21 protein-coding genes are annotated in these 18,752 nt (G+C 68.5%); 15 read left to right on the top strand and 6 right to left on the bottom strand.

Going from position 1 to position 18,752, the window contains the following annotated elements; translation table 11 throughout:
* The first annotated feature begins 4 nt into the window (after positions 1–4).
* The 4 genes from B0I00_RS12935 (at position 5) to B0I00_RS12920 (ending at position 3,802) form a co-directional block, all read left to right on the top strand.
* Entirely contained in the window at positions 5–379 is a 375-nt protein-coding gene (locus B0I00_RS12935) for a MerC domain-containing protein (RefSeq protein ID WP_100867842.1), read from the top strand.
* A 51-nt stretch (positions 380–430) separates the two neighbouring features.
* The gene (gene thiS / locus B0I00_RS12930; protein ID WP_100867841.1) at positions 431–1,420 is read left to right on the top strand and encodes a sulfur carrier protein ThiS; all 990 of its coding nucleotides are present in this window, start codon (positions 431–433) and stop codon (positions 1,418–1,420) included.
* Between the two features lie 67 nt (positions 1,421–1,487).
* Complete coding sequence (locus B0I00_RS12925) at positions 1,488–2,015, top strand: hypothetical protein (RefSeq protein ID WP_100867840.1); 528 nt, start codon at positions 1,488–1,490, stop codon at positions 2,013–2,015.
* 89 nt (positions 2,016–2,104) lie between these two features.
* On the top strand, positions 2,105–3,802 hold the full coding sequence (locus B0I00_RS12920; RefSeq protein ID WP_157812567.1) for a hypothetical protein: 1,698 nt from the start codon (positions 2,105–2,107) through the stop codon (positions 3,800–3,802).
* Between the two features lie 17 nt (positions 3,803–3,819).
* Here B0I00_RS12920 and B0I00_RS12915 read toward each other — a convergent pair whose 3' ends face one another.
* The 3 genes from B0I00_RS12915 to B0I00_RS12905 form a co-directional block, all read right to left on the bottom strand.
* Entirely contained in the window at positions 3,820–5,625 is a 1,806-nt protein-coding gene (locus B0I00_RS12915; RefSeq protein WP_408635238.1) for an AMP-dependent synthetase/ligase, read from the bottom strand.
* A gap of 94 nt (positions 5,626–5,719) precedes the next feature.
* Positions 5,720–7,438: a gamma-glutamyltransferase gene (gene ggt / locus B0I00_RS12910; protein WP_100867837.1), complete on the bottom strand. Its 1,719-nt coding sequence runs from the start codon at positions 7,436–7,438 to the stop codon at positions 5,720–5,722.
* 10 nt (positions 7,439–7,448) lie between these two features.
* The gene (locus B0I00_RS12905) at positions 7,449–8,480 is read right to left on the bottom strand and encodes a quinone-dependent dihydroorotate dehydrogenase (protein ID WP_100867836.1); all 1,032 of its coding nucleotides are present in this window, start codon (positions 8,478–8,480) and stop codon (positions 7,449–7,451) included.
* Between the two features lie 278 nt (positions 8,481–8,758).
* On the opposite strand from B0I00_RS12905, the gene B0I00_RS12900 reads away from it, so the two are divergent.
* The 11 genes from B0I00_RS12900 to B0I00_RS12850 all read left to right on the top strand — a co-directional run bounded on the left by B0I00_RS12900 (position 8,759) and on the right by B0I00_RS12850 (position 16,510).
* Positions 8,759–9,706, top strand: coding sequence for a helix-turn-helix domain-containing protein (locus B0I00_RS12900; protein ID WP_100867835.1), 948 nt, complete (start codon positions 8,759–8,761; stop codon positions 9,704–9,706).
* Between the two features lie 67 nt (positions 9,707–9,773).
* Complete coding sequence (locus tag B0I00_RS12895) at positions 9,774–10,181, top strand: SUF system Fe-S cluster assembly regulator (protein WP_100867834.1); 408 nt, start codon at positions 9,774–9,776, stop codon at positions 10,179–10,181.
* Positions 10,178–11,653 carry a Fe-S cluster assembly protein SufB gene (gene sufB, locus B0I00_RS12890; protein WP_100867833.1) on the top strand — a complete coding sequence of 492 codons (1,476 nt, stop codon included), beginning with the start codon at positions 10,178–10,180 and terminating at the stop codon, positions 11,651–11,653. Before B0I00_RS12895 ends, sufB begins: the two co-directional genes overlap by 4 nt.
* Positions 11,650–12,138: an endonuclease domain-containing protein gene (locus tag B0I00_RS12885; RefSeq protein ID WP_100867832.1), complete on the top strand. Its 489-nt coding sequence runs from the start codon at positions 11,650–11,652 to the stop codon at positions 12,136–12,138. The genes sufB and B0I00_RS12885 overlap by 4 nt, the downstream gene beginning before the upstream one ends.
* Complete coding sequence (locus B0I00_RS12880; RefSeq protein ID WP_100867831.1) at positions 12,135–12,638, top strand: GNAT family N-acetyltransferase; 504 nt, start codon at positions 12,135–12,137, stop codon at positions 12,636–12,638. The genes B0I00_RS12885 and B0I00_RS12880 overlap by 4 nt, the downstream gene beginning before the upstream one ends.
* Positions 12,638–13,381, top strand: coding sequence for a Fe-S cluster assembly ATPase SufC (gene sufC, locus B0I00_RS12875; protein ID WP_100867830.1), 744 nt, complete (start codon positions 12,638–12,640; stop codon positions 13,379–13,381). The genes B0I00_RS12880 and sufC overlap by 1 nt, the downstream gene beginning before the upstream one ends.
* The gene (locus B0I00_RS12870) at positions 13,378–13,749 is read left to right on the top strand and encodes a hypothetical protein (protein ID WP_100867829.1); all 372 of its coding nucleotides are present in this window, start codon (positions 13,378–13,380) and stop codon (positions 13,747–13,749) included. The genes sufC and B0I00_RS12870 overlap by 4 nt, the downstream gene beginning before the upstream one ends.
* A complete protein-coding gene (locus tag B0I00_RS12865; protein ID WP_100867828.1) occupies positions 13,742–14,479 on the top strand; it encodes a SufD family Fe-S cluster assembly protein in 738 nt (245 codons plus the stop codon). Before B0I00_RS12870 ends, B0I00_RS12865 begins: the two co-directional genes overlap by 8 nt.
* 2 nt (positions 14,480–14,481) lie before the next feature.
* Positions 14,482–15,684 (top strand): cysteine desulfurase, encoded by a 1,203-nt coding sequence (locus tag B0I00_RS12860; protein WP_100868137.1) that lies wholly within the window; start codon positions 14,482–14,484, stop codon positions 15,682–15,684.
* On the top strand, positions 15,681–16,154 hold the full coding sequence (locus tag B0I00_RS12855) for an SUF system Fe-S cluster assembly protein (RefSeq protein WP_100867827.1): 474 nt from the start codon (positions 15,681–15,683) through the stop codon (positions 16,152–16,154). Before B0I00_RS12860 ends, B0I00_RS12855 begins: the two co-directional genes overlap by 4 nt.
* On the top strand, positions 16,154–16,510 hold the full coding sequence (locus tag B0I00_RS12850) for a HesB/IscA family protein (RefSeq protein WP_100867826.1): 357 nt from the start codon (positions 16,154–16,156) through the stop codon (positions 16,508–16,510). Before B0I00_RS12855 ends, B0I00_RS12850 begins: the two co-directional genes overlap by 1 nt.
* Here B0I00_RS12850 and B0I00_RS12845 read toward each other — a convergent pair.
* The 3 genes from B0I00_RS12845 to B0I00_RS12835 all read right to left on the bottom strand — a co-directional run bounded on the left by B0I00_RS12845 (position 16,507) and on the right by B0I00_RS12835 (position 18,677).
* Positions 16,507–17,481 carry a hypothetical protein gene (locus B0I00_RS12845; RefSeq protein ID WP_100867825.1) on the bottom strand — a complete coding sequence of 325 codons (975 nt, stop codon included), beginning with the start codon at positions 17,479–17,481 and terminating at the stop codon, positions 16,507–16,509. The two genes, B0I00_RS12850 and B0I00_RS12845, sit on opposite strands and share 4 nt — an antisense overlap.
* A 61-nt stretch (positions 17,482–17,542) precedes the next feature.
* A complete protein-coding gene (locus B0I00_RS12840; RefSeq protein ID WP_100867824.1) occupies positions 17,543–17,989 on the bottom strand; it encodes a hypothetical protein in 447 nt (148 codons plus the stop codon).
* Positions 17,979–18,677 (bottom strand): EI24 domain-containing protein, encoded by a 699-nt coding sequence (locus B0I00_RS12835; protein WP_100867823.1) that lies wholly within the window; start codon positions 18,675–18,677, stop codon positions 17,979–17,981. Before B0I00_RS12835 ends, B0I00_RS12840 begins: the two co-directional genes overlap by 11 nt.
* Positions 18,678–18,752: the final 75 nt, after the last annotated feature.

The following is an 18,752-nucleotide window of genomic DNA, read 5'->3' as shown; positions in this document are numbered from 1 at the left end:
GCAAATGCGTTTGGCTATGCTCTCGATTCGCGACCGGCTCGACCGGGTCGGCGTGCTCCTGTCGGGGCTGTGTGCGGTTCATTGCCTTGCCAGTCTGATGCTGGTTGCGGGCCTCGGCCTGGGCGGCGGCTGGTTGCTGGCCCCGGCAATCCACCGGATTGGCCTTGCCCTCGCGATCGCGGTCGGCGCGATGACCCTGGTCGTCGGGGCGATCCGGCACCGCGATCCGGTTCCGCTCCATGCCGGCGCGGTCGGCCTGGCGCTGATGACCCTCGCGCTGTTCGTCGGTCACGGTGCGGAAGAGGCCATCCTCACCATCGCCGGCGTGTCGGTGCTGGCCTATGCCCACCTGCGCAACATCCGCGCCGGCAGCTGCTGAGGCCTGACTGGCGTTGATTATCCGCTCGCCCGCGCTATCTGCGTGGGCACGATGACCGACACCCTTTCCCTTACCGTAAACGGCGAACCCCGCCGCGCCGCTCCCGGTTCCATTGCCAGCCTGGTGGCCGCGCTCGAGCTCGATCCCGCCAAGGTCGCGGTGGAGCGCAACGGCGAGATCGTCCCGCGCTCGACACTTGCCGCGGTCCCGCTGGCCGATGGCGACGTGCTGGAAATCGTCCACTTCGTCGGCGGCGGCGACCACGCGCCCGATGCAGACACCTGGACCGTGGCGGGCCGCACCTTCCGTTCGCGGCTGATCGTCGGCACCGGCAAGTACAAGGACTTCGCCCAGAACGCCGCTGCGGTCGAAGCCTCGGGCGCGGAGATCGTCACGGTTGCGGTGCGCCGGGTCAACGTCAGCGACCCCAAGGCGCCGATGCTGACCGACTTCATCGATCCGACGAAGATCACCTACCTGCCGAACACCGCCGGCTGCTTTACCGCCGAAGACGCGATCCGCACCCTGCGCCTGGCGCGCGAGGCGGGCGGCTGGGATCTGGTCAAGCTGGAAGTCCTGGGCGAGGCACGCACGCTCTATCCCGACATGCGCGAGACGCTGAAGGCCTGCGAGGTCCTGGCGAGCGAAGGCTTCGCGCCGATGGTCTACTGTGTCGACGATCCGATCGCCGCCAAGCAGCTCGAAAGCGCGGGTGCGGTCGCGGTCATGCCGCTGGGCGCGCCGATCGGATCGGGCCTGGGCATCCAGAACCGCGTCACCATTCGCCTGATCGTCGAAGGGGCCAGCGTTCCGGTGCTGGTCGATGCGGGCGTCGGCACGGCGAGCGATGCGGCGGTCGCGATGGAGCTGGGCTGCGACGGGGTGCTGATGAACACCGCGATCGCCGAGGCGAAGGAGCCGCTGCGCATGGCCCGCGCGATGAAGCTGGCGGTCGAGGCCGGCCGCGACGCCTATCTTTCGGGACGGATGGCCACCCGCAAGTACGCCGATCCGTCCAGTCCGCTGGCCGGGCTGATATAGTCGATACGGTTAACCTCTTTCTAACCATGTTGGGGTGATCCTTGCTTCATCGAAGGGGGCAAGTTTCATGGCCAATATCGGAACCGCATCGCTGACAATCGCCGAACTGCGTGAATTCGCGAGCTTCACGCCGTGCGAGCAGCGCTACATCAAGCGCAGCCTCGATGTCGGGCTGGGGCGGCAGGACGCCTTCAAGCTGTGGGCGCGGGACGACACCGAAAGCCGTTCCATCCGCAGCCAGTACGTCGTCTACCAGGAACTGAAGGCCCTGCGCGGCCAGGTGCCCGCCGACACCGGTTTCGACGCGCTCGAAGCCTATATCGGCAAGCTTGTGCGCATCGCCGCCTTCGACCTGGCGCAGGAGCGGATCGACGGGTTCTCCGCCTTCCGCTTCCTCTACGAACGGCTGCTCGGCGCCGAGGTGCGGCCGTTCCTGCCATCGGCGTTCTGCGCGGCAGCGGCCCTGCCGCAGATCCGCCCGGAAAAGCGCAAGATGCTGCTCCAGTCGATCAGCGAAGCGGCCGCCACGGCTCCCGGTTGGTCGGCGCGCGAACCCAGCTTCTATCCCGAATGGGTGGAGAAGGAAGCGGCCTGAACGGCCGCCCAGCCACTGCCAGTCCGCCGTAACGCCATATCAACCATTGTGCGCCAGTGTCCGGGCTGACCAGCGCCGGGGAATCACGAGTGACGACACTAACCCTAGACGGATTGAACGAAGAGGAGTTCCGTCGCTCGATCGAGATGCGCCTGCGCCACGACCTGGCGGGTGCCGCGCTGGACCGGCTTCGCGGCCTCATCGCGCCCTATGCTGCGCCTGGCGGCCCGCTGCCGGAACGCTTCCTGACTGTGGCGGCGCGCGACCTCAACCTCTACGGCTGGGATGGCCTCGCCGACGCGCTGCGCCGCCATGACCGGCCAGGCCGGCCGGTTACCGCAATCTCGATCGCCTTCGCCTGGCCGGGCGAGGACGCACCCCGGCCCGATGACGAAGGGCGGCTCAATCCGCTCGTCGAAACGGCCTATTACACCGACGATTCATTCCCGTTCTCGGCCAGTTCGCGCGAGGACCTGCTCGACGGCTATTCCTACCACGGCTGCACCTGGGCCGACGACAGCGAGGCGAGCGAGAACACCATTTCGGTCGGCGGGATCGACGATCTGCACGGAGCCCTGGCCCGGCTCGAGGCGCGACTTCTCGCCAGCGAAGAGCCCGATGCCGAGGATATCAAGGCCGGTTCGCTGGGTGCCTGCCTGCTCTCGGTCCTGCTCCACCAGGCCGTGGCCGACCGCGTCGCCCGCGATGGCCTGCCCCGTCCGCTGTGCGTGATGGCCGGCAGCAACGGCGTCTATCCCTATTTCGACGCGCCCGTCGTCGGCCTGTCCGAAGAGGCCCGCAGGGCCGCCGAAGCCGCGGAAGAGGACGAGGTGGTCGACACCGGCGTTCCCGGCCCGCGCTATTCGAGCCTGCTCGTCGCCGGCATCCCGCGGGCGCGCAAGCGCGCGGTCCTGGTGCTGGACGAAAGCGAAGAGGACGCCGCCGTGCGGATCGCCGCGCTGCGCGGCATCACCCACCGCGACGATGCGCCGGCGCTGCCCGATCTGCCGGCCGTTGCCCAGGCTGGCGATGTCCCCGCCGCGCGCACGCCGGACACCACGATCACGCCGATACCTGGCGGCCCGCTGATGACCAAGAAGCCGTCGGGTCAGGCCTGGGACTTCCGCGACATGCTCGGCCCTCCGCGCGATGACGAGGCCGCGCTGGCCGAGCCCCTGCCCGAACCCGAACCGCCGCAGGAACCGGCCACGCCGCGCGCCGATCTTCTTCCGGTCGAACCGCCTTCCGTCGATCCCGATCCGCCGCGTGCCGAAAAGCCACCGGTCCCGGATCTGCCGTTCGACTTCGGCATCATGGCGCCGCCGCTCGACCTTGGCGGACCGGATGAGCCGGAGGTGCCGCCGGGCGAACCCGACCCGGACGAACCGGACGAACCGATTGCCGACCTGCCGCCGCTCGCGCCGCCACCGCTGGTCGATCCGCTGCGCGCGCCGCGCCCCCGCTTCCCTAGCCAGGCCCCGGTCGCGGGCGTGCCGGCTGCAGTCGGCCCGGGCTTTGCCCTGCTCGACCCCGCTCTGCGCGACCGACTCGATTCCCTGCTCGCCCCCCACGTGCCCGAGCGTCGGCCGGTAGAACCCGTGCCGTTTGCCAGGCCGGAGCCGACGCCGGTGGTCGAGGCCCGCGGACCCGAACTCGGCCCGGTCTGGCCCTTCGGCATTTCCTGGCTGGAAGAGGAAGCGGCGCTTGCCGTCGCCCCCGAACCGGAGCAGCCCGCTCCGCGAGTCACGTTGTGGTCACGCTTCCTTGACTGGCTGGGGCGGCGCTAGACCCTGAACCCGGTACCCTAGCTCCGGTACAGGGCGTCCATCCGCTCGCCATAGCGCTCCTTGAGCTTGTGGCGGCGGATCTTGAGGCTCGGGGTCATTTCCTCGTTCTCGATCGAAAAGGCCACGTCCGCGAAGGTAAACTGGCGGACCTTCTCGATCACCGACAGGTCCTGGTTGACCCGGTCGATCGCGCCGCGCACCGCGGTGCGGAAGGCGGGCAGTTCCTGCAGCGCGCGCATGTCGAACTTTTCGCCGTTCGCCCGTGCCCATTCCAGCGCCCATTCGCCGTCGGGCACGACCAGCCCGACCAGGTAGGGGCGCTTGTCGCCGATCACCATGGCCTGGGCGATCTCGGGCTGCAGGGTCAGCATGCCTTCGATCTTCTGGGGCGAGACGTTGTCGCCCTTGTCGTTGACGATCATGTCCTTCTTGCGGTCGGTGATGACGATCCGGCCCTTGGCGTCGAGATGGCCGATGTCGCCGGTGTGGAGCCAGCCATCCTTGAGCGCCTTGGCCGTCTCGGCATCGTTCTGCCAGTAGCCGTGCATGACGAGCTCGCCGCGAACCAGGATCTCGCCGTCCTCGGCGATCCGCACCTCGACCCCGTGCATCGGCGGGCCGACCGTGTCCATCTTGAGGCCGACCTTGGGCCGGTTGCAGCTGATCACGGGGCCTGCTTCGGTCTGGCCATAGCCCTGCAGCATGGTCAGCCCCATCGCGTCGAAGAACACGCCGATATCGGGATTGAGCGGCGCCCCGCCCGAAACCATCGCCTTCAGCCGTCCGCCGAACCGGCTGCGGATCTTGGGCCGCAGCGCCCGGTCGATCACGGCACCGATCGGCAAGTCGCGCAGCCGCCGACGGCCCTGGGCCTTGAGCGTGCCGATCCCGACCGCGCGATCCATCAGGTAGTTGGCCAGCTTCCCCTGCTTCTCGATCTGCTTCATGATCCGGGTGCGCAGCACCTCGAACAGACGCGGCACGACGACCATGATCGTCGGACGCACCTCCTCGATGTTGCTGGCCAGCTTCTCGAGACCTTCGGAATAATAGATCTGCGCGCCGCAGCCGATCGGCAGCATCTGCCCGCCGGTATGCTCGTAGGCATGGCTGAGCGGCAGGAACGACAGGAAAACCTCGTCGTCGAGGCCGAAGTCCTCGGCCAGGATGCGGGCGGCACCGTCGACGTTGCACAGGATCGCGCCGTGGTGCTGCATCACCCCGCGCGGCGCCCCGCCGGTGCCGCTGGTGTAGATGATGCAGGCCAGGTCCTCGCGTCCGATCGAGGCGATGCGTTCGTCCACCGCGGCACGGGCTGCCACGCCATCGCCTTCGACGAGCCTCGCCCAGTCGTGGTATTCGAAACTGCCGGTCTGGCCCATGCGCAGCGGTTCGATGCCGATAACGTGGTCGGCCCGGGACGAACGCAGCACCGCGCTGAGCAGGGGTTTGGCCAGCTTGTCGTTGGCGACGATCACCGCCCGCGCGCCCGAATTGTCGAGCACGTGGAGATGGTCGCGCTCGGTGTTGGTGACATAGGCCGGCACGGTGACGCAGCCCGCCGCCATGATCGCGAAATCGGCGATCAGCCACTCGGGGCGGTTCTCGCTGACCAGCAGCACCCGATCGCCGGGGCCCAGGCCCATGGCGCGGAGCGCCTCGGCCAGGTTGCAGATCTGTCGCACCGTTTCGGCCCAGCTCAGCGACTGCCAGGCGCCGCCGCGCTTGGCCCACAGGAACGGCGCCGTGCCGCGCCGGTCGGCGCGGGACAGCAGCAGTTCGACCAGGTTCTGGCGGTTCGGCAGGTCGGAAATATCAATCACGTGCAGGATGCCCCTTTTGTCTTGCTGCACAGGTCCTCGGCCCCGGATCCTAGCTAGGACCGGATTGCCGTAGCGGCAAGCGTCACGCTCGCCTTTATTCGGAGACGGCTTTGCCTTCGCTGCGGGGATCGGCCGCGCCGCGCAAGGCGCCGTCGACCACTTCGATCGCGTTGGCCTTGAGCGGCAGGCCACGCGGAGTGACGCTGGCATGGCCCAGTGCTGTCAGCGCCGGGATCAGCGCTTCGGCGCTCGATCCCTTCTCGACATAGACCGCGTTGCCGCCCGGCGCGAAGATCACCGGCAGCGCCAGCGCGTCCTGCGCCGACAGGTTCCAGTCGATCACCCCGATCACCGCGCGGATCACCTGCGCGGGAATGGTCGCCCCGCCCGCCGCGCCGACCGCCAGGCGGACCTTCCCGTCGGGACCGAAGACCACGCTCGGGCTCATCGACGAGCGCGGACGCTTCCCGCCGTCCACGCGGTTGTTGGCGGGCTTGCCGTCGAACACCGGGTTCATGTCGAAATCGGTCAGCTCGTTGTTGAGGTAGTAGCCGCCGACCATCAGACCCGAACCGAACGCGCTCTCGATGGTCGAGGTGTAGGAAACGACGTTGCCGCGCCGGTCGATCGCGACGAAGTGCGACGTGCCGTGCTCCTCCTGCGGGGCAGGATCGGCGAGCGCCAGGCTTTCGGCCCCGCGCGGCACGCCGGCGCTGACGCTTGGCATGGCCCTCTCGGCAGAGATCAGTGCGGACCGCTGCGCCAGGTAATCGGGATCGGTCAGCCCGGCGACCGGCACCCGCACGAAATCCGCATCGCCGGAATAGCGCGCGCGGTCGGCATAGGCGAGGCGCATCGATTCGGCGATCAGGTGCCAGGCGACGGGCGAATCCTTGCCAAGGCCGGTCAGGTCGAACCGTTCAAGCTGCTTGAGCGTGGCGAAGACCGTGGTCGCGCCCGAACTGGGCGGACCCATGCCGCAGATCCGGTAGGTACGGTAGTTGCCGCAGACCGGCTCGCGATCGGCGGCGACATAGGCCGCGACGTCGGCTTCGGTCATTGGCGCGGGGTTGCGGGTTGCCGTGGTCACCGCGGCGGCCAGCGCGCGGGCGTTGCCGCCGGCATAGAACGCCTTCGCGCCCTGCGCCGCGATCGCGCTCAGCGTCGCGGCCATGGCGGGGTTGGTGACGCGCGTGCCGACTTGCTTCGGCAGGCCTGCAGCATCGTAGAACAGCGCCTTGCCGGCCGGGGTGAAGGCAGCGGTCGCCGCGCTGTTGGTAAGGGCTGCGTGAAAGCGCGGGGTGATCTCGAAACCCTGGCGGGCGAGCCTGATCGCCGGGGCGAAAAGCCGCGCCCAGGGCAGCTTGCCATGAGCCTTGTGGGCCTTGGCGGCCAGTGCGATGTTACCGGGAACGCCGACGCTGATCGCGCCGGGGACCGCATCGGCAAAGCTCATGACCTTGCCGCCGCGCACGAACCACTTGCCGCTGGCGGCGGCCGGGGCCTTTTCGCGGCCGTCGATCGTCGCGACGCGGCCATCCGGCCCGGTTTCGACGAAGAAGCCGCCGCCGCCGATGCCCGAACTCTGCGGTTCGACGACCGACAGCGCCAGCATGGTCGCGATCGCGGCGTCGGTCGCATTGCCGCCGGCGCGAAGCATCTGAGCGCCAGCATCGGCAGCGCGGGGATCGGCGGCGCTGACCATGCCCTTGGCATAGACCGTGGGTGCAGGCTGGCGGGCGAGGGCGGGGCTGGCGGCGGCAATGCCGAAGGCCGGAAGGGCCAGCAGAGCCAGGCGGATGCGAAGTGTCATGGCCGCCGTGCTATTCGGTTCCGACCGCCTCGGCAATGGTGGCAAAGCCGTCGCGCGCCATCAGGCGGGCAAGGCCCCTGGTGATCGTCCGGGCAATGCCGGGTCCGGCAAAGGCCATCGCGGAGTAGAGCTGCACCAGGCTTGCCCCGGCGCGGATGCGGTTCCAGGCGTCTTCGGCCGTGGCGATGCCGCCCACGCCGACCAGCGGTAGCGCACCGCCGGTCGCGCTGCGGAAATCGCGCAGCCGCTGCTGGGCGAGGTCGCGCAAGGGGGCGCCCGACAGGCCTCCCGCTTCGCCGGCGTGGCGCGAGCGCAGCGGCGGGCGTGAAATGGTCGTGTTCGACACGATCAGCGCGCCAACACCCTTGTCGATCGCGATCCGTGCGATGGCGTCGATGTCGGCCGGCTCGAGGTCGGGGGCGACCTTGAGGAACACCGGCGGCCCGCCTGGTCCGCGCGCTTCCAGCACCGCGTCAAGCAACACTGTCAATGCGCCTTCGTCCTGCAGGGCGCGCAGGCCTGGCGTGTTGGGGCTGGATATGTTGACCGCAAGATAGCTCGCCAGGGGGGCGGCCAGCCGCGCCATCGTCGCATAGTCGGCGACCCGGTCGAGCGAGTCCTTGTTCGCGCCGACGTTGACGCCGACGATGCCAGGCCGGCCCGCGCGCCGCGCAAGCCGCGCCACGGCCGCCTCGGCGCCGCTGTTGTTGAAACCCATGCGGTTGATGACGGCGCGGTCCTCGTCCAGCCGGAACAGCCGCGGGCGCGGATTGCCGGCTTGGGGCAAGGGGGTGATCGAGCCGACCTCGGCAAAGCCGAAGCCCACGCCTAGCAGCGCGTCGGGCACTTCGGCATCCTTGTCGAACCCGGCCGCCATGCCCAGCGGGTTGGGGACAGTCAGTCCGGCCACCGTCGTCGCGAGTGGAGAATCGGCACGGTCGGTCCCGCCGAACGGAACGAGACGCAGCGAATGAATGGCAATGCGGTGGGCGTCCTCGGTGTCGAGCAAGCGCAACGCCGGGCGAAGAAGGGCGTAGATCATCGAGCCGGGCCTATGGCAGGCTCGGGCTCGGCTGTCGACGTGGTGAAAATTGCAAGCCAGTTTAATCGATTGCACCGCGAGAACAGAACCGTTCATCCCGCAAATTTGTCGATTCCATACAATCCCCGACGCAGCGAATCGCGTAGTCAGCGCTTGCGACCCGAAGGGCTCGGAGCTTTCTGCGACGAGTTCTTGTAACTCAACGCGGCTCTCTCGGCACCCCGAGAGGGCCGCTTTTTTTGTCGCATAGCGTGCAATCCGGTGCCATCTCCGCGATCATGAATCAGGGGATTCGCGCAAATCGAGGCGGGCGAGGCGAGACACAGGCGGCAGACGTCCGTCTGACGTCGTCCGAGCTCATCCGCATTTCGCACTTCGCGGTTCCCGAGCCGCTCGCCCCGTTCGTCACCACGCTGTACCATTTTACCTGCGACGAAGCGCGACTCTCCGACGTGATTCCCGCCGGCATCGGCTATGTCATGGTGCTGCTGAAAGGCACGCCCAGCGTCACCTTCGGCGATAAGGTCGCGGTGCCGGGCTTGCCCCTGTCACTGCTGACGCCGACCAGTGCCGCCGCGCAGGTCCAGGCCGACGGGGCGCTGCACCTGGTGGGCGCAGCGCTCTCTCCGCTTGGCTGGGGATCGCTCACCGCACTTCCCGCCTTCGACTATCGCGATCGCGTGCTTCCGGCCGACGACTTTCTCGGCGAGGATGCGCCTCGACTTCTGGCCCGCTGGCAAGATGGATATGCCAGCGGTCTCCAGGGCGGCGAAGCGATCAGCCTGGAACTGGCCGCCGCGCTCGCCTCGCGCATGACCCTGCCGCCGCCGCGCCATATCGCGCTGATCCGCGATACCGGCGCGTGGCTGTCCTCGTCACTGGCGCCGGCGATCGGCGATCTCGGCACCGGTTCGGGCTATTCGTCGCGCCAGATCGAGCGGCTGGTGAAGCGCTATTTCGGTGCCACGCCGGGCGAACTGGTGCGCAAGTATCGCGCGCTCAGGGTCGCCGCGCTGCTGCAATCGCCCGACTGCACCGACGAACAGGCCGCCCAGTTGATCGACCTGTTCTACGACCAGTCGCATCTGATCCGCGAGATGCGCCACTACCTCGGGCGCACGCCGTCCCGTCTGGCGGGTGAGGAATCGGCGCTGACCCGGGCGGTCAACGGGATCGACAACTACCGCGAGCGCGAGCCCAGCTTCGCGCGCATTCCCGAGGGTTGATTCGCTGGGGCGGCGCGACTAGATGCCAAATCGGAACGAATCATTCTGATTTTGAGCGGAGCGGGCAATGCGCCTATCGAACATGGCCGATTACGCCGTCCTGACGATGAGCGCCGCCGCGCGCCATTGCGGCGGCGCGCGCGTGGCAGCGGCGCAACTGGCCGAGGAAACCGGCCTCCCGGTGCCGACCGTGCAAAAGCTGGTCAGCCGCCTGACCGCGGCCGGCCTGCTGCGCTCGTCGCGCGGCGTGGGCGGCGGGCTCAAGCTGGCACGCCCGGCTGCCGCGATCACCCTTGCCGACATCGTCGAGGCCGTCGACGGGCCGATCGCGCTCGCCCCGTGCAGCGACGAGGCGCATGATTGCCGCCATGAAGAGAGCTGCTCGGTCAAGCCGTACTGGGCCGATGCCAGTCTGGCCCTGCGCGGCGCGCTGTCGGCCGTTCCGCTGACCCGGCTGGCGGAGACGGCCCGATGAGCGACATCGTCAAGGACCAGGCGGCGCGCGACGCCGCGGCCAGGGTCGCCGACTACGAACACGGCTGGTCGGCCGACATCGCCACCGATTTCGCGCCCAAGGGCCTCAACGAAGACACCGTCCGGTTCATTTCGGCCAAGAAGAACGAGCCGGAATGGATGCTCGAGTGGCGCCTCAAGGCCTATCGCCACTGGCTGACCATGCCGATGCCGGACTGGGCCAAGCTCAACGTCCCGCCGATCGACTATCAGGACGCCTATTACTATGCAGCGCCCCGGGCCAAGCCCAAGCTGGCGTCGCTCGACGAGGTCGATCCCGAGATTCTCGAGGTTTACAAGAAGCTCGGCATCCCGCTCGAGGAGCAGAAGGTGCTCGCCGGAGTCGAGGGCGCGCGCAAGGTCGCGGTGGATGCGGTGTTCGATTCGGTCAGCGTCGCCACCACGTTCCGCGAGGAGCTGAAGAAGGCCGGCGTCATATTCCTGTCGATCAGCGAGGCGATCCGCGAATACCCGGACCTGGTGAAGAAGTGGCTGGCCAAGGTCGTGCCGGTCCACGACAACTTCTTCGCAGCGCTCAATTCGGCGGTCTTTTCCGACGGCACCTTCGTCTACGTACCCGAAGGCGTGCGCTGCCCGATGGAGCTGTCGACCTATTTCCGCATCAACGCGGAGAACACCGGGCAGTTCGAACGCACGCTGATCGTCGCCGACAAGGGCAGCTACGTGTCCTACCTCGAAGGCTGCACCGCGCCGATGCGCGACGAGAACCAGCTTCACGCCGCCGTGGTCGAACTGGTCGCGCTCGACGATGCGGAGATCAAGTATTCGACCGTGCAGAACTGGTACCCCGGGGATGCGAAAGGCAAGGGCGGGATCTACAACTTCGTCACCAAGCGCGCGCTGTGCCAGGGCAGGCGCAGCAAGGTCAGCTGGACGCAGGTCGAAACCGGCAGCGCGATCACGTGGAAATATCCCAGCTGCGTCCTCAACGGCGAGGATTCGGTGGGCGAGTTCTACTCTGTCGCGGTGACCAACAATTACCAGCAGGCCGATACCGGGACCAAGATGATCCACAACGGCAAAGGCAGCCGCTCGACCATCGTCAGCAAGGGCATCTCGGCGGGCAAGAGCCAGAACACCTATCGCGGCCTCGTGCGCGTCGCCCCGCAGGCCGAAGGGGTGCGCAACTTCACGCAGTGCGATTCGCTGCTGCTCGGCAAGGACTGCGGCGCGCACACCGTGCCCTATATCGAGGTGAAGAACCCCTCCGCCCAGATCGAGCACGAGGCAACCACCAGCAAGATTTCGGACGACCAGCTGTTCTACGCCCAGCAGCGCGGGCTCGGCACCGAGGAAGCCGTCGCGCTGATCGTCAACGGCTTTGCGAAGGAAGTGCTGCAACAACTGCCGATGGAATTCGCGGTCGAGGCGCAGAAGCTGCTGGGCATTTCACTGGAAGGATCGGTCGGTTGACCAAGAAGACCCTCACCGTTCGTCCGCCCGAAGAGCGCGAAGACGCGCCCGCGATCCAGAAAAAGGGTCGCGGCTGGGCGATTTCGACCACCCGGCTCGACGCGATCCACGAGCAGGCGCGGATCGCCAAGCTGAACCCGACCGAGGCGCAGAAAGCGCTGGGGGCCAGGCTGAACGAGGCCAACCTCGGCAAGTTCAAGTTGACCCGCCAGCAGGTGATCGGATCGGCGATCGTCGATTTCGCCTGCAACCCCTTGAAGATCGCGGTGTCGATCGACGAGGGCGGCGATCCCGCGCTGGTCGCCCGCCGCGACAAGAGCCTCGAGGCGGTCGGCGTGCAGGTGCTGCGCTTTGCCGCCGCCGACGTGCTGGCCGATCCGGACGCGGTGGTGACGCAGATCGTCGCCGCGATGAAGGCGCGCTACGACGAGCGCGGCCGCGCCCGGCGCAGCCAGCCGCGGGTCGGGCGGAGTTACAGCCGGTGAGCCTCAGCGTTCGCCCCGCAACCAGCGCCGATGCGCCGGCCCTGGCCGATCTGCTCAACGCGGTGATTCGGGCGGGCGGGACCACGGCGCTCGAAAGCGAGTTCACGCCTGCGGCGCTCGACGACGCCTACCTGACCGGACCCAAGGTCCACTGCTGCCACGTCGCCGTCGACGAGGCGGGCGGCCTCGCCGGTTTCCAGACGCTTGGCCGCTACCCCGGCCTACCCGAGGACGTGGGCGATATCGGCACCTTCGCGCGAGTCGACGGTCAGCAGCGCGGAGTGGGTTCGGCGCTGTTTCCCGCGACCGTCGCCAGCGCCCGCGCGCTTGGCCACCGCGCGATCAACGCGACGATCCGCGCCGACAACGCGGGCGGCCTCGCCTTCTACGCCAGACAGGGCTTCGTCGATCACGGCGTCAGCCCCGGCGTTCCCCTTGCCGACGGCACCCCGGTCGACCGGGTGCACAAGCGCTTCAGCCTTTCCGAACTGGGTTCATGATGCTCATTATCGACAATCTTCACGCCACCGTTGCCGACAAGCCGATCCTCAAGGGCCTGTCGCTGACCATCAACGCGGGCGAGGTCCACGCCATCATGGGACCCAACGGCGCGGGCAAGTCGACGCTCGGCTATACGCTCGGCGGCCGGCCGGGTTATGAGGTGACCGGCGGGACCGCAACCTTCGACGGCGAGGACCTGTTCGCGCTCGAACCGCACGAACGCGCCGCCGCAGGGTTGTTCCTCGGCTTTCAGTATCCGGTCGAGATCCCGGGCGTCAGCTTCGTCCAGTTCCTGCGCGAAAGCCTCAACGCCCAGCGCAAGAGCCGGGGCGAGGAACCGCTTTCGGGCGGCGAGTTCCTGAAGCTCGCGCGCGAAAAGGCGGCGCTCCTGAAGCTCGACATGGACATGCTTAAGCGCCCGGTGAACGTCGGCTTCTCGGGCGGCGAAAAGAAGCGCGCCGAGATGGTCCAGATGGGCATCCTCGATCCGAAGCTGGCGATTCTCGACGAAACCGATTCGGGCCTCGACATCGATGCGCTGCGGATCGTCGGTGACGGGATCAACGCGGTGATGCGCCGCCCCGACAAGGCGGTGCTGCTGATCACCCATTACCAGCGCCTGCTCGACTACGTGAAGCCGGACTTCGTCCACGTGCTGGCCGGCGGGCGGATCGTGCGCACCGGCGGCGCGGAACTGGCGCTCGAACTGGAAGAGCGCGGCTACGAGGCGGTGGCGGCATGATCGCCCTGCCGCTCCTCGCCCTTGCAGTGTCCTCGCCCGATCCGGAGCCGCTGCGCGCCGCGGTCGAGGCCTGCGACCGCACGGCGATGACCACGCTGGCCCGGGCCGAGCCGCGCCGCCGCGCCGAATGGGCCGAAGCGGTCTACAAGGAACAGCGCGCAATCGCCGCCGACCGTGCCGCCATCCTGCCCAGCGCCCAGTCGGCGAGCGGCGCGGCGACCCTTGCCAGCGCGCGGCAGGGGCTCGAAGCGCGCCAGGAGCAGCTCAACGATGCGCGCGCGGTCGAACGCGCCTGGCGCGAGTTCTACGACGAATACCGCGCCGATTTCCTCTCTTCATGCAGCGCAAGGAAGCGCGACGGTGCCTGACGCGCTGACCCTTCCCACGCGCCGCGACGAAGACTATCGCTACGCCGATCTCGGCGCGCTTGCGGCGGTCTGGCCGCTCGCGCCCGAAACCATCGTCGTGCCGGCGGGCGAGAGCCGCCGCATGACCGTGGTCCAGACGGGCGACGCCCCGCAGGTCCGCGACCTGGCGATCGACCTTGGCGAAGGCGCAACCTTCACGCTCCACGTGCTGACCGTCGGCGCAGCCTCGGCGCGGATCGCGGTCACGGTGCGACTGGCCGCCACGGCCGCTTTCCACCTTGGCGCGGCCCAGCTTGCCGGCGCCGGGGCAACAGCCGAAATCGTCACCCGCGTCGTCCACGCCGCGCCCAATGCGGTGAGCCGCCAGGTCGTCCGCTCGGTTGCGGCGGCGGGCGGGACGGTCAACTACCTCGGCAAGGTGCTGGTCGAGAAGGGCGCCGATGGCACCGATGGCGAACAGTCGGTCCGGGCGATGCTGCTCGACCGGACGGCCACGGCCAACGCCCGGCCCGAGCTGGAAATCCATGCCGACGACGTCAAGTGCGCGCACGGCTGCGCGGTCGGCGAACTCGACGCCCAGGCGCTGTTCTACATGGCCCAGCGCGGCCTGCCGCCCGAACTGGCCAAGCGGCTGATGCTGCAGGCCTTCGTCGCCGAGGCGCTGGTCGGTGCGGAGGACGAGGAAGCGTTGCAGGACCAGGCTCGTGCCGCGCTGGAGGCGCTGCTGTGAGCATGGCCGCGCTTCTCGAGACAAACCGCAAGGTGCTCTTTCCGGGCCTCGCCGGCGGCTGGCACTACCTCGACACCGCGGCCACGGCGCAGAAGCCGCAGGCGGTGATCGACGCGACAGTCGCCGCCATGGGGCGCGACTATGCTACGGTCCACCGCGGCGTCTACGCCCGCTCGGCCGAGATGACGCTGGCCTTCGAGGCGGCGCGCCGCAAGGTAGCCGGGTTCATCGGCGGGCGCGAGGAAGAGGTGGTCTTCACCCGCGGCGCAACCGAGGCGATCAACCTTGTCGCGCAGACCTGGGGGCAGGCCAATCTAAAGGCCGGCGATCGCATCCTGCTGTCGTTGCTCGAGCATCATTCGAACATCGTGCCGTGGCAATTGCTGGCGGAGCGCACCGGGGTCGCGATCGATGTCTGCCCGCTCACCTCCGACGGCCGGATCGACCTTGACGCGGCCGAGGCGATGCTGACGCCGGCGCACAGGCTGGTCGCCCTTGCCCATGTCTCGAACGTGCTCGGCTCGACGCTCGATGCTTCGCGCGCCGCCCGGCTGGCGCATGGCGTCGGCGCCAAATTGCTGCTCGACGGCTGCCAGGCCGTGCCGCGCCTCGCGATCGACGTTGCGGCGCTGGACTGCGATTTCTACGCCTTCAGCGCACACAAGCTCTACGGACCGACCGGGATCGGCGTACTCTGGGCGAGGGCGGAGATCCTGGCCGACATGCCGCCGTGGCAGGGCGGGGGAGCGATGATCGACCGGGTCAGTTTCGCCGGCACGACCTTTGCCCCGCCGCCGCCGCGCTTCGAAGCCGGCACGCCGGCGATCGTCGAAGCGATCGGGCTGGGCGCTGCGGTGGACTATGTCGCAGGTATCGGCCTTGGGGCAATCCACGCCCACGAAACCGCGCTGGTCCGCACCCTGCGCGACGAACTGCGGCGGATGAACGACATCACACTGTTCGGGCCCGAGGACAGCGCCGGAATCGTCAGTTTTGCGCTCGAAGGGGTGCATCCGCACGACCTCGGCACCATATTGGACGAAGAGGGCGTGGCGATCCGGGCCGGGCACCACTGCGCCCAGCCGCTGATGGAGCACCTTGGTGTGCCCGCGACCGCCCGGGCCAGTTTCGGCCTCTACAGCGACGAAGACGACGTGACCGCGCTGCTGCGCGGGATCGATCGCACCAGGAGGATATTCGGGTGAACGAGGACAGCAAGTTCAACATCGAGCAGGTCGACAGCGTCGCCCCGCCGCCGCGCGCGCGCGTCGACGATGCGGAAAGCCCGACCGAAAAGCTGGAGCGCAAGCGCGACTACCTCGAAGGGTTCCTGGCCGAGAAGCCGCATCCTGTGCCCAGTACCGAGCCGGGCGGCGACCTCTACGAAAGCGTGATCGCCGCGCTGAAGGACATTTTCGATCCGGAAATTCCGGTCAACATCTATGACCTAGGTTTGATCTACGGCGTGGACGTCGATGCGGACGGCGCCGTGGCCGTCACCATGACGCTGACGACGCCGCATTGCCCGGTGGCCGAATCGATGCCGGGCGAGGTCGAGCTGCGCGTCGGCACGGTGCCCGGCGTGCGCGACTGCGAGGTCAACCTTGTCTGGGATCCGCCGTGGGATCCCGCCAAGATGAGCGACGAAGCCCGCCTCGAACTGGGAATGCTGTGATGACTACAAGCAAACTGCGCGCGCGTCCGGCCGCCGTCATCCTGACCCCGGCCGCCGAAGCCCGGATCACCAGCCTGATGGCCGATGCGCCAGCCGGCGCCGTTGGCGTCAAGCTGTCCACCCCGCGTCGCGGCTGTTCGGGCCTCGCCTATTCGGTCGACTACGTGACCGAGGCCAATCCGCTCGACGAACGGATCGAGACGCCCGGCGGCACCTTCTTCATCGACGGGGCTTCGGTGCTCTACCTGATCGGCAGCACGATGGACTGGCAGGAAGACGATTTCACCGCCGGCTTCGTGTTCCAGAATCCCAACGCCAAGGGCAGCTGCGGCTGCGGAGAGAGCTTTACGGTCTAGTTTCGGCCCGGACGCGGCACGAAGGTCTCGCCGGTTTCGGCGTCCAGGAAGACGATCAGCGCCTTTTCGAGCCCGTCGAGTTCCTCGTCCGCGTCGAGGCATGACTGCAGCCATGCCTTCTCGTCGACCGAGAGCACTTCGGCCACGGCGGCCTCGTCATTGAACGATCCGAGGTGGTCGCCCTCGTCCCCGCTGCCGAGCAGGCTGCCGAAGCCCTTGATGTCCGGTGCGCTGGTCAACATCCGCCCGAGGAATCCGCCGACGCCGGCCGCCTCGCGCGCCATGAACCGTTCCAGCTCCCCCGCCCGTTCGGCGCTGAGCGGTTCGTTTCCGCCGAAGCCGAGCAGGTAATTGGCAACGCCCTGTACGAACAGCGTCTGCCATTCGGGCGCGTTTGCCTGGTGGAGCGTCGCGTCCTTCAGCCGGAACAGCATCTCGGCCTCGGCCCGGCTGACGGCTGCGGGACGGTCGCCGCCGGCGGCAAAGATCGCGCGGCGCAGCAGGTCGCATTCGGTCTCGTTGATCGACCTGGGATCGAGCGTGCCGGTGCGGGTCGGACCCTCGCCGTTCAGCACCGCCTGTTCGATCTGGCGCAGGGTATAGCTCTTGAGGCTGTCGGGCACGCTGGTGGCAATCTCGATCACGCGGACCAGCAGGTCGAGTTCGGCAAAGCTGTCGATACGGCCGTCGCGGTCGATCCGCGCGATCAGCTCGTCCGCCATGGCCTGGTCGACATAGCCGCGCGGTTCGACGGTGTGGACGACGAAAGAGCTCAGCGAGTCGACGAAGAAGCGGACCCAGTCACCGTCCGCATCGCGCACCTGTTCGTTGGCAAGGAACAGGCTTTCCGCTTCTTCCGGATCCATCCGGCCGTCGGCCCAGCCCGCTTCGCGCAGTGCCATCAGCTCTTCGGCGGAAATCGCGCCGTCGGCGGCGGCTTGCGAGGCCAGATCGCGGAATTGCATGGTCATTCGTCTACAAGCCCCCAGGTTGCTTCGGGCCAGCTTATGGCGGCTTATCCTTAAGGGCGGGTTACCCCTGTTTTGCCGTGGCGGCGCCGCGCAGCCGCTTGAGCGCGGACGCGCAGGCGACCCGGTCGACGTCCTGGCCGTCGCTGGCGCGGCGCGCGTCGACATAGGTGGCGGTCGGTTCGCTCCCCGTGGCAGGCGGATAGAGATAGACGTCGAGAACGCAGGCCGTTCCCGAGAACTGCAGCTTGCGTGCATCGCCTTCCCAGACGTCGAGCCGCGGGGCGCCGAACTGGCGCGTAAGCTCGGCCGGGGTGGCGCCGATAACGCCCTCGAGGCCGGGGACGACCTGGACGTGCGGCGCGGCGACCGGCTTGCGCACGGGCGCACGCACCGCGGTTCTGGCGGGTGGCGGGGCGGCGGACGCCGACTTGACTGCCGCCGTGCCCGAACCGCCGCACGCGGCGAGCAGCGGCAACAGGGCCAGGGCGGCGAATGTTCTAGGCGGCATGAGTTTGCAGGTCCTTGCGGTGAATCAGGTGCGCGGCGGCCGCGGCGCCCAGGAAAGGGGCGAGGAAGTTGACGAAGGGCACCAGCAGCAGCGCTGCCACTACCAGCCCCAGCATGAACCGTTCATAGCCGCGCAGCGGGGGCGGCGCGGCGCGATCGGGACGGTGGCGCAGCCAGACCATGTCCTGCAGTTCGCGCCCCAAGAGCAGCGCGTTGACCAGGGTGAAGACCGCGGCCGCGCCGATGCCGGTCACCAGCAGCAGCAGGGCAACCGGCGCCGCCAGCAGGTTGAGCGCGATCGCCCGGCCCGCGCCGCGCAGCGCCTGGCCCAGCTCCTCGTGCCAGCCCAGCGCCCGAGCGCGTGCGGCGGCGGCGGGATAGTGCTGCGCTTCAACTGCGGCGACCACTTCGTCGGCAAACAGCTGCAACACCGCCAGGGCGACGACGCGCCACAGCACGATGCCGCCGAGGATGACCCCGAGCGCGGCGATCAGCCCGCGCAACCCCTCGGGCGCGGCAAGGTTCGCCTCCGACAGCCCGGCCCTGGCGAGGCCCCAGTCGAGAAGCCACCAGCCGACCAGGCCGAGCACGGCAAAGGCGGCGAGGGTGGCGACAAGGCTCTTGAGCCAGATCCGCAGTACGCGGGGGTCGGCCATCTGGCCAAGGGCAAGGGTGAAGGCGTGCAGCATTAGCCCGGCACTTCGCGCGGGGCGGTGCCGGTGTCAACGCTTGCGCGCGCGCTTGCCCTGCGGGCGCGGGACCGC

The organism is Novosphingobium kunmingense, assembly GCF_002813245.1.
Lineage (GTDB): Bacteria > Pseudomonadota > Alphaproteobacteria > Sphingomonadales > Sphingomonadaceae > Novosphingobium > Novosphingobium kunmingense.
The sequence above is the reverse complement of the archived record's forward strand: the minus strand, read 5'-3'. Positions and strand labels throughout refer to the sequence as shown.

What these genes read in the sequence shown, in the direction of transcription:
- B0I00_RS12935 (WP_100867842.1), top strand. Translation starts at nt 5, where the DNA reads ATGCGTTTGGCTATGCTCTCGATTCGCGACCGGCTCGACCGGGTCGGC.
- thiS (WP_100867841.1), top strand. Translation starts at nt 431, where the DNA reads ATGACCGACACCCTTTCCCTTACCGTAAACGGCGAACCCCGCCGCGCC.
- B0I00_RS12925 (WP_100867840.1), top strand. Translation starts at nt 1,488, where the DNA reads ATGGCCAATATCGGAACCGCATCGCTGACAATCGCCGAACTGCGTGAA.
- ggt (WP_100867837.1), bottom strand. Translation starts at nt 7,438, where the DNA reads ATGACACTTCGCATCCGCCTGGCTCTGCTGGCCCTTCCGGCCTTCGGC.
- B0I00_RS12905 (WP_100867836.1), bottom strand. Translation starts at nt 8,480, where the DNA reads ATGATCTACGCCCTTCTTCGCCCGGCGTTGCGCTTGCTCGACACCGAG.
- B0I00_RS12900 (WP_100867835.1), top strand. Translation starts at nt 8,759, where the DNA reads ATGAATCAGGGGATTCGCGCAAATCGAGGCGGGCGAGGCGAGACACAG.
- B0I00_RS12895 (WP_100867834.1), top strand. Translation starts at nt 9,774, where the DNA reads ATGCGCCTATCGAACATGGCCGATTACGCCGTCCTGACGATGAGCGCC.
- sufB (WP_100867833.1), top strand. Translation starts at nt 10,178, where the DNA reads ATGAGCGACATCGTCAAGGACCAGGCGGCGCGCGACGCCGCGGCCAGG.
- sufC (WP_100867830.1), top strand. Translation starts at nt 12,638, where the DNA reads ATGCTCATTATCGACAATCTTCACGCCACCGTTGCCGACAAGCCGATC.
- B0I00_RS12870 (WP_100867829.1), top strand. Translation starts at nt 13,378, where the DNA reads ATGATCGCCCTGCCGCTCCTCGCCCTTGCAGTGTCCTCGCCCGATCCG.
- B0I00_RS12860 (WP_100868137.1), top strand. Translation starts at nt 14,482, where the DNA reads ATGGCCGCGCTTCTCGAGACAAACCGCAAGGTGCTCTTTCCGGGCCTC.
- B0I00_RS12850 (WP_100867826.1), top strand. Translation starts at nt 16,154, where the DNA reads ATGACTACAAGCAAACTGCGCGCGCGTCCGGCCGCCGTCATCCTGACC.
- B0I00_RS12845 (WP_100867825.1), bottom strand. Translation starts at nt 17,481, where the DNA reads ATGACCATGCAATTCCGCGATCTGGCCTCGCAAGCCGCCGCCGACGGC.
- B0I00_RS12840 (WP_100867824.1), bottom strand. Translation starts at nt 17,989, where the DNA reads ATGCCGCCTAGAACATTCGCCGCCCTGGCCCTGTTGCCGCTGCTCGCC.
- B0I00_RS12835 (WP_100867823.1), bottom strand. Translation starts at nt 18,677, where the DNA reads ATGCTGCACGCCTTCACCCTTGCCCTTGGCCAGATGGCCGACCCCCGC.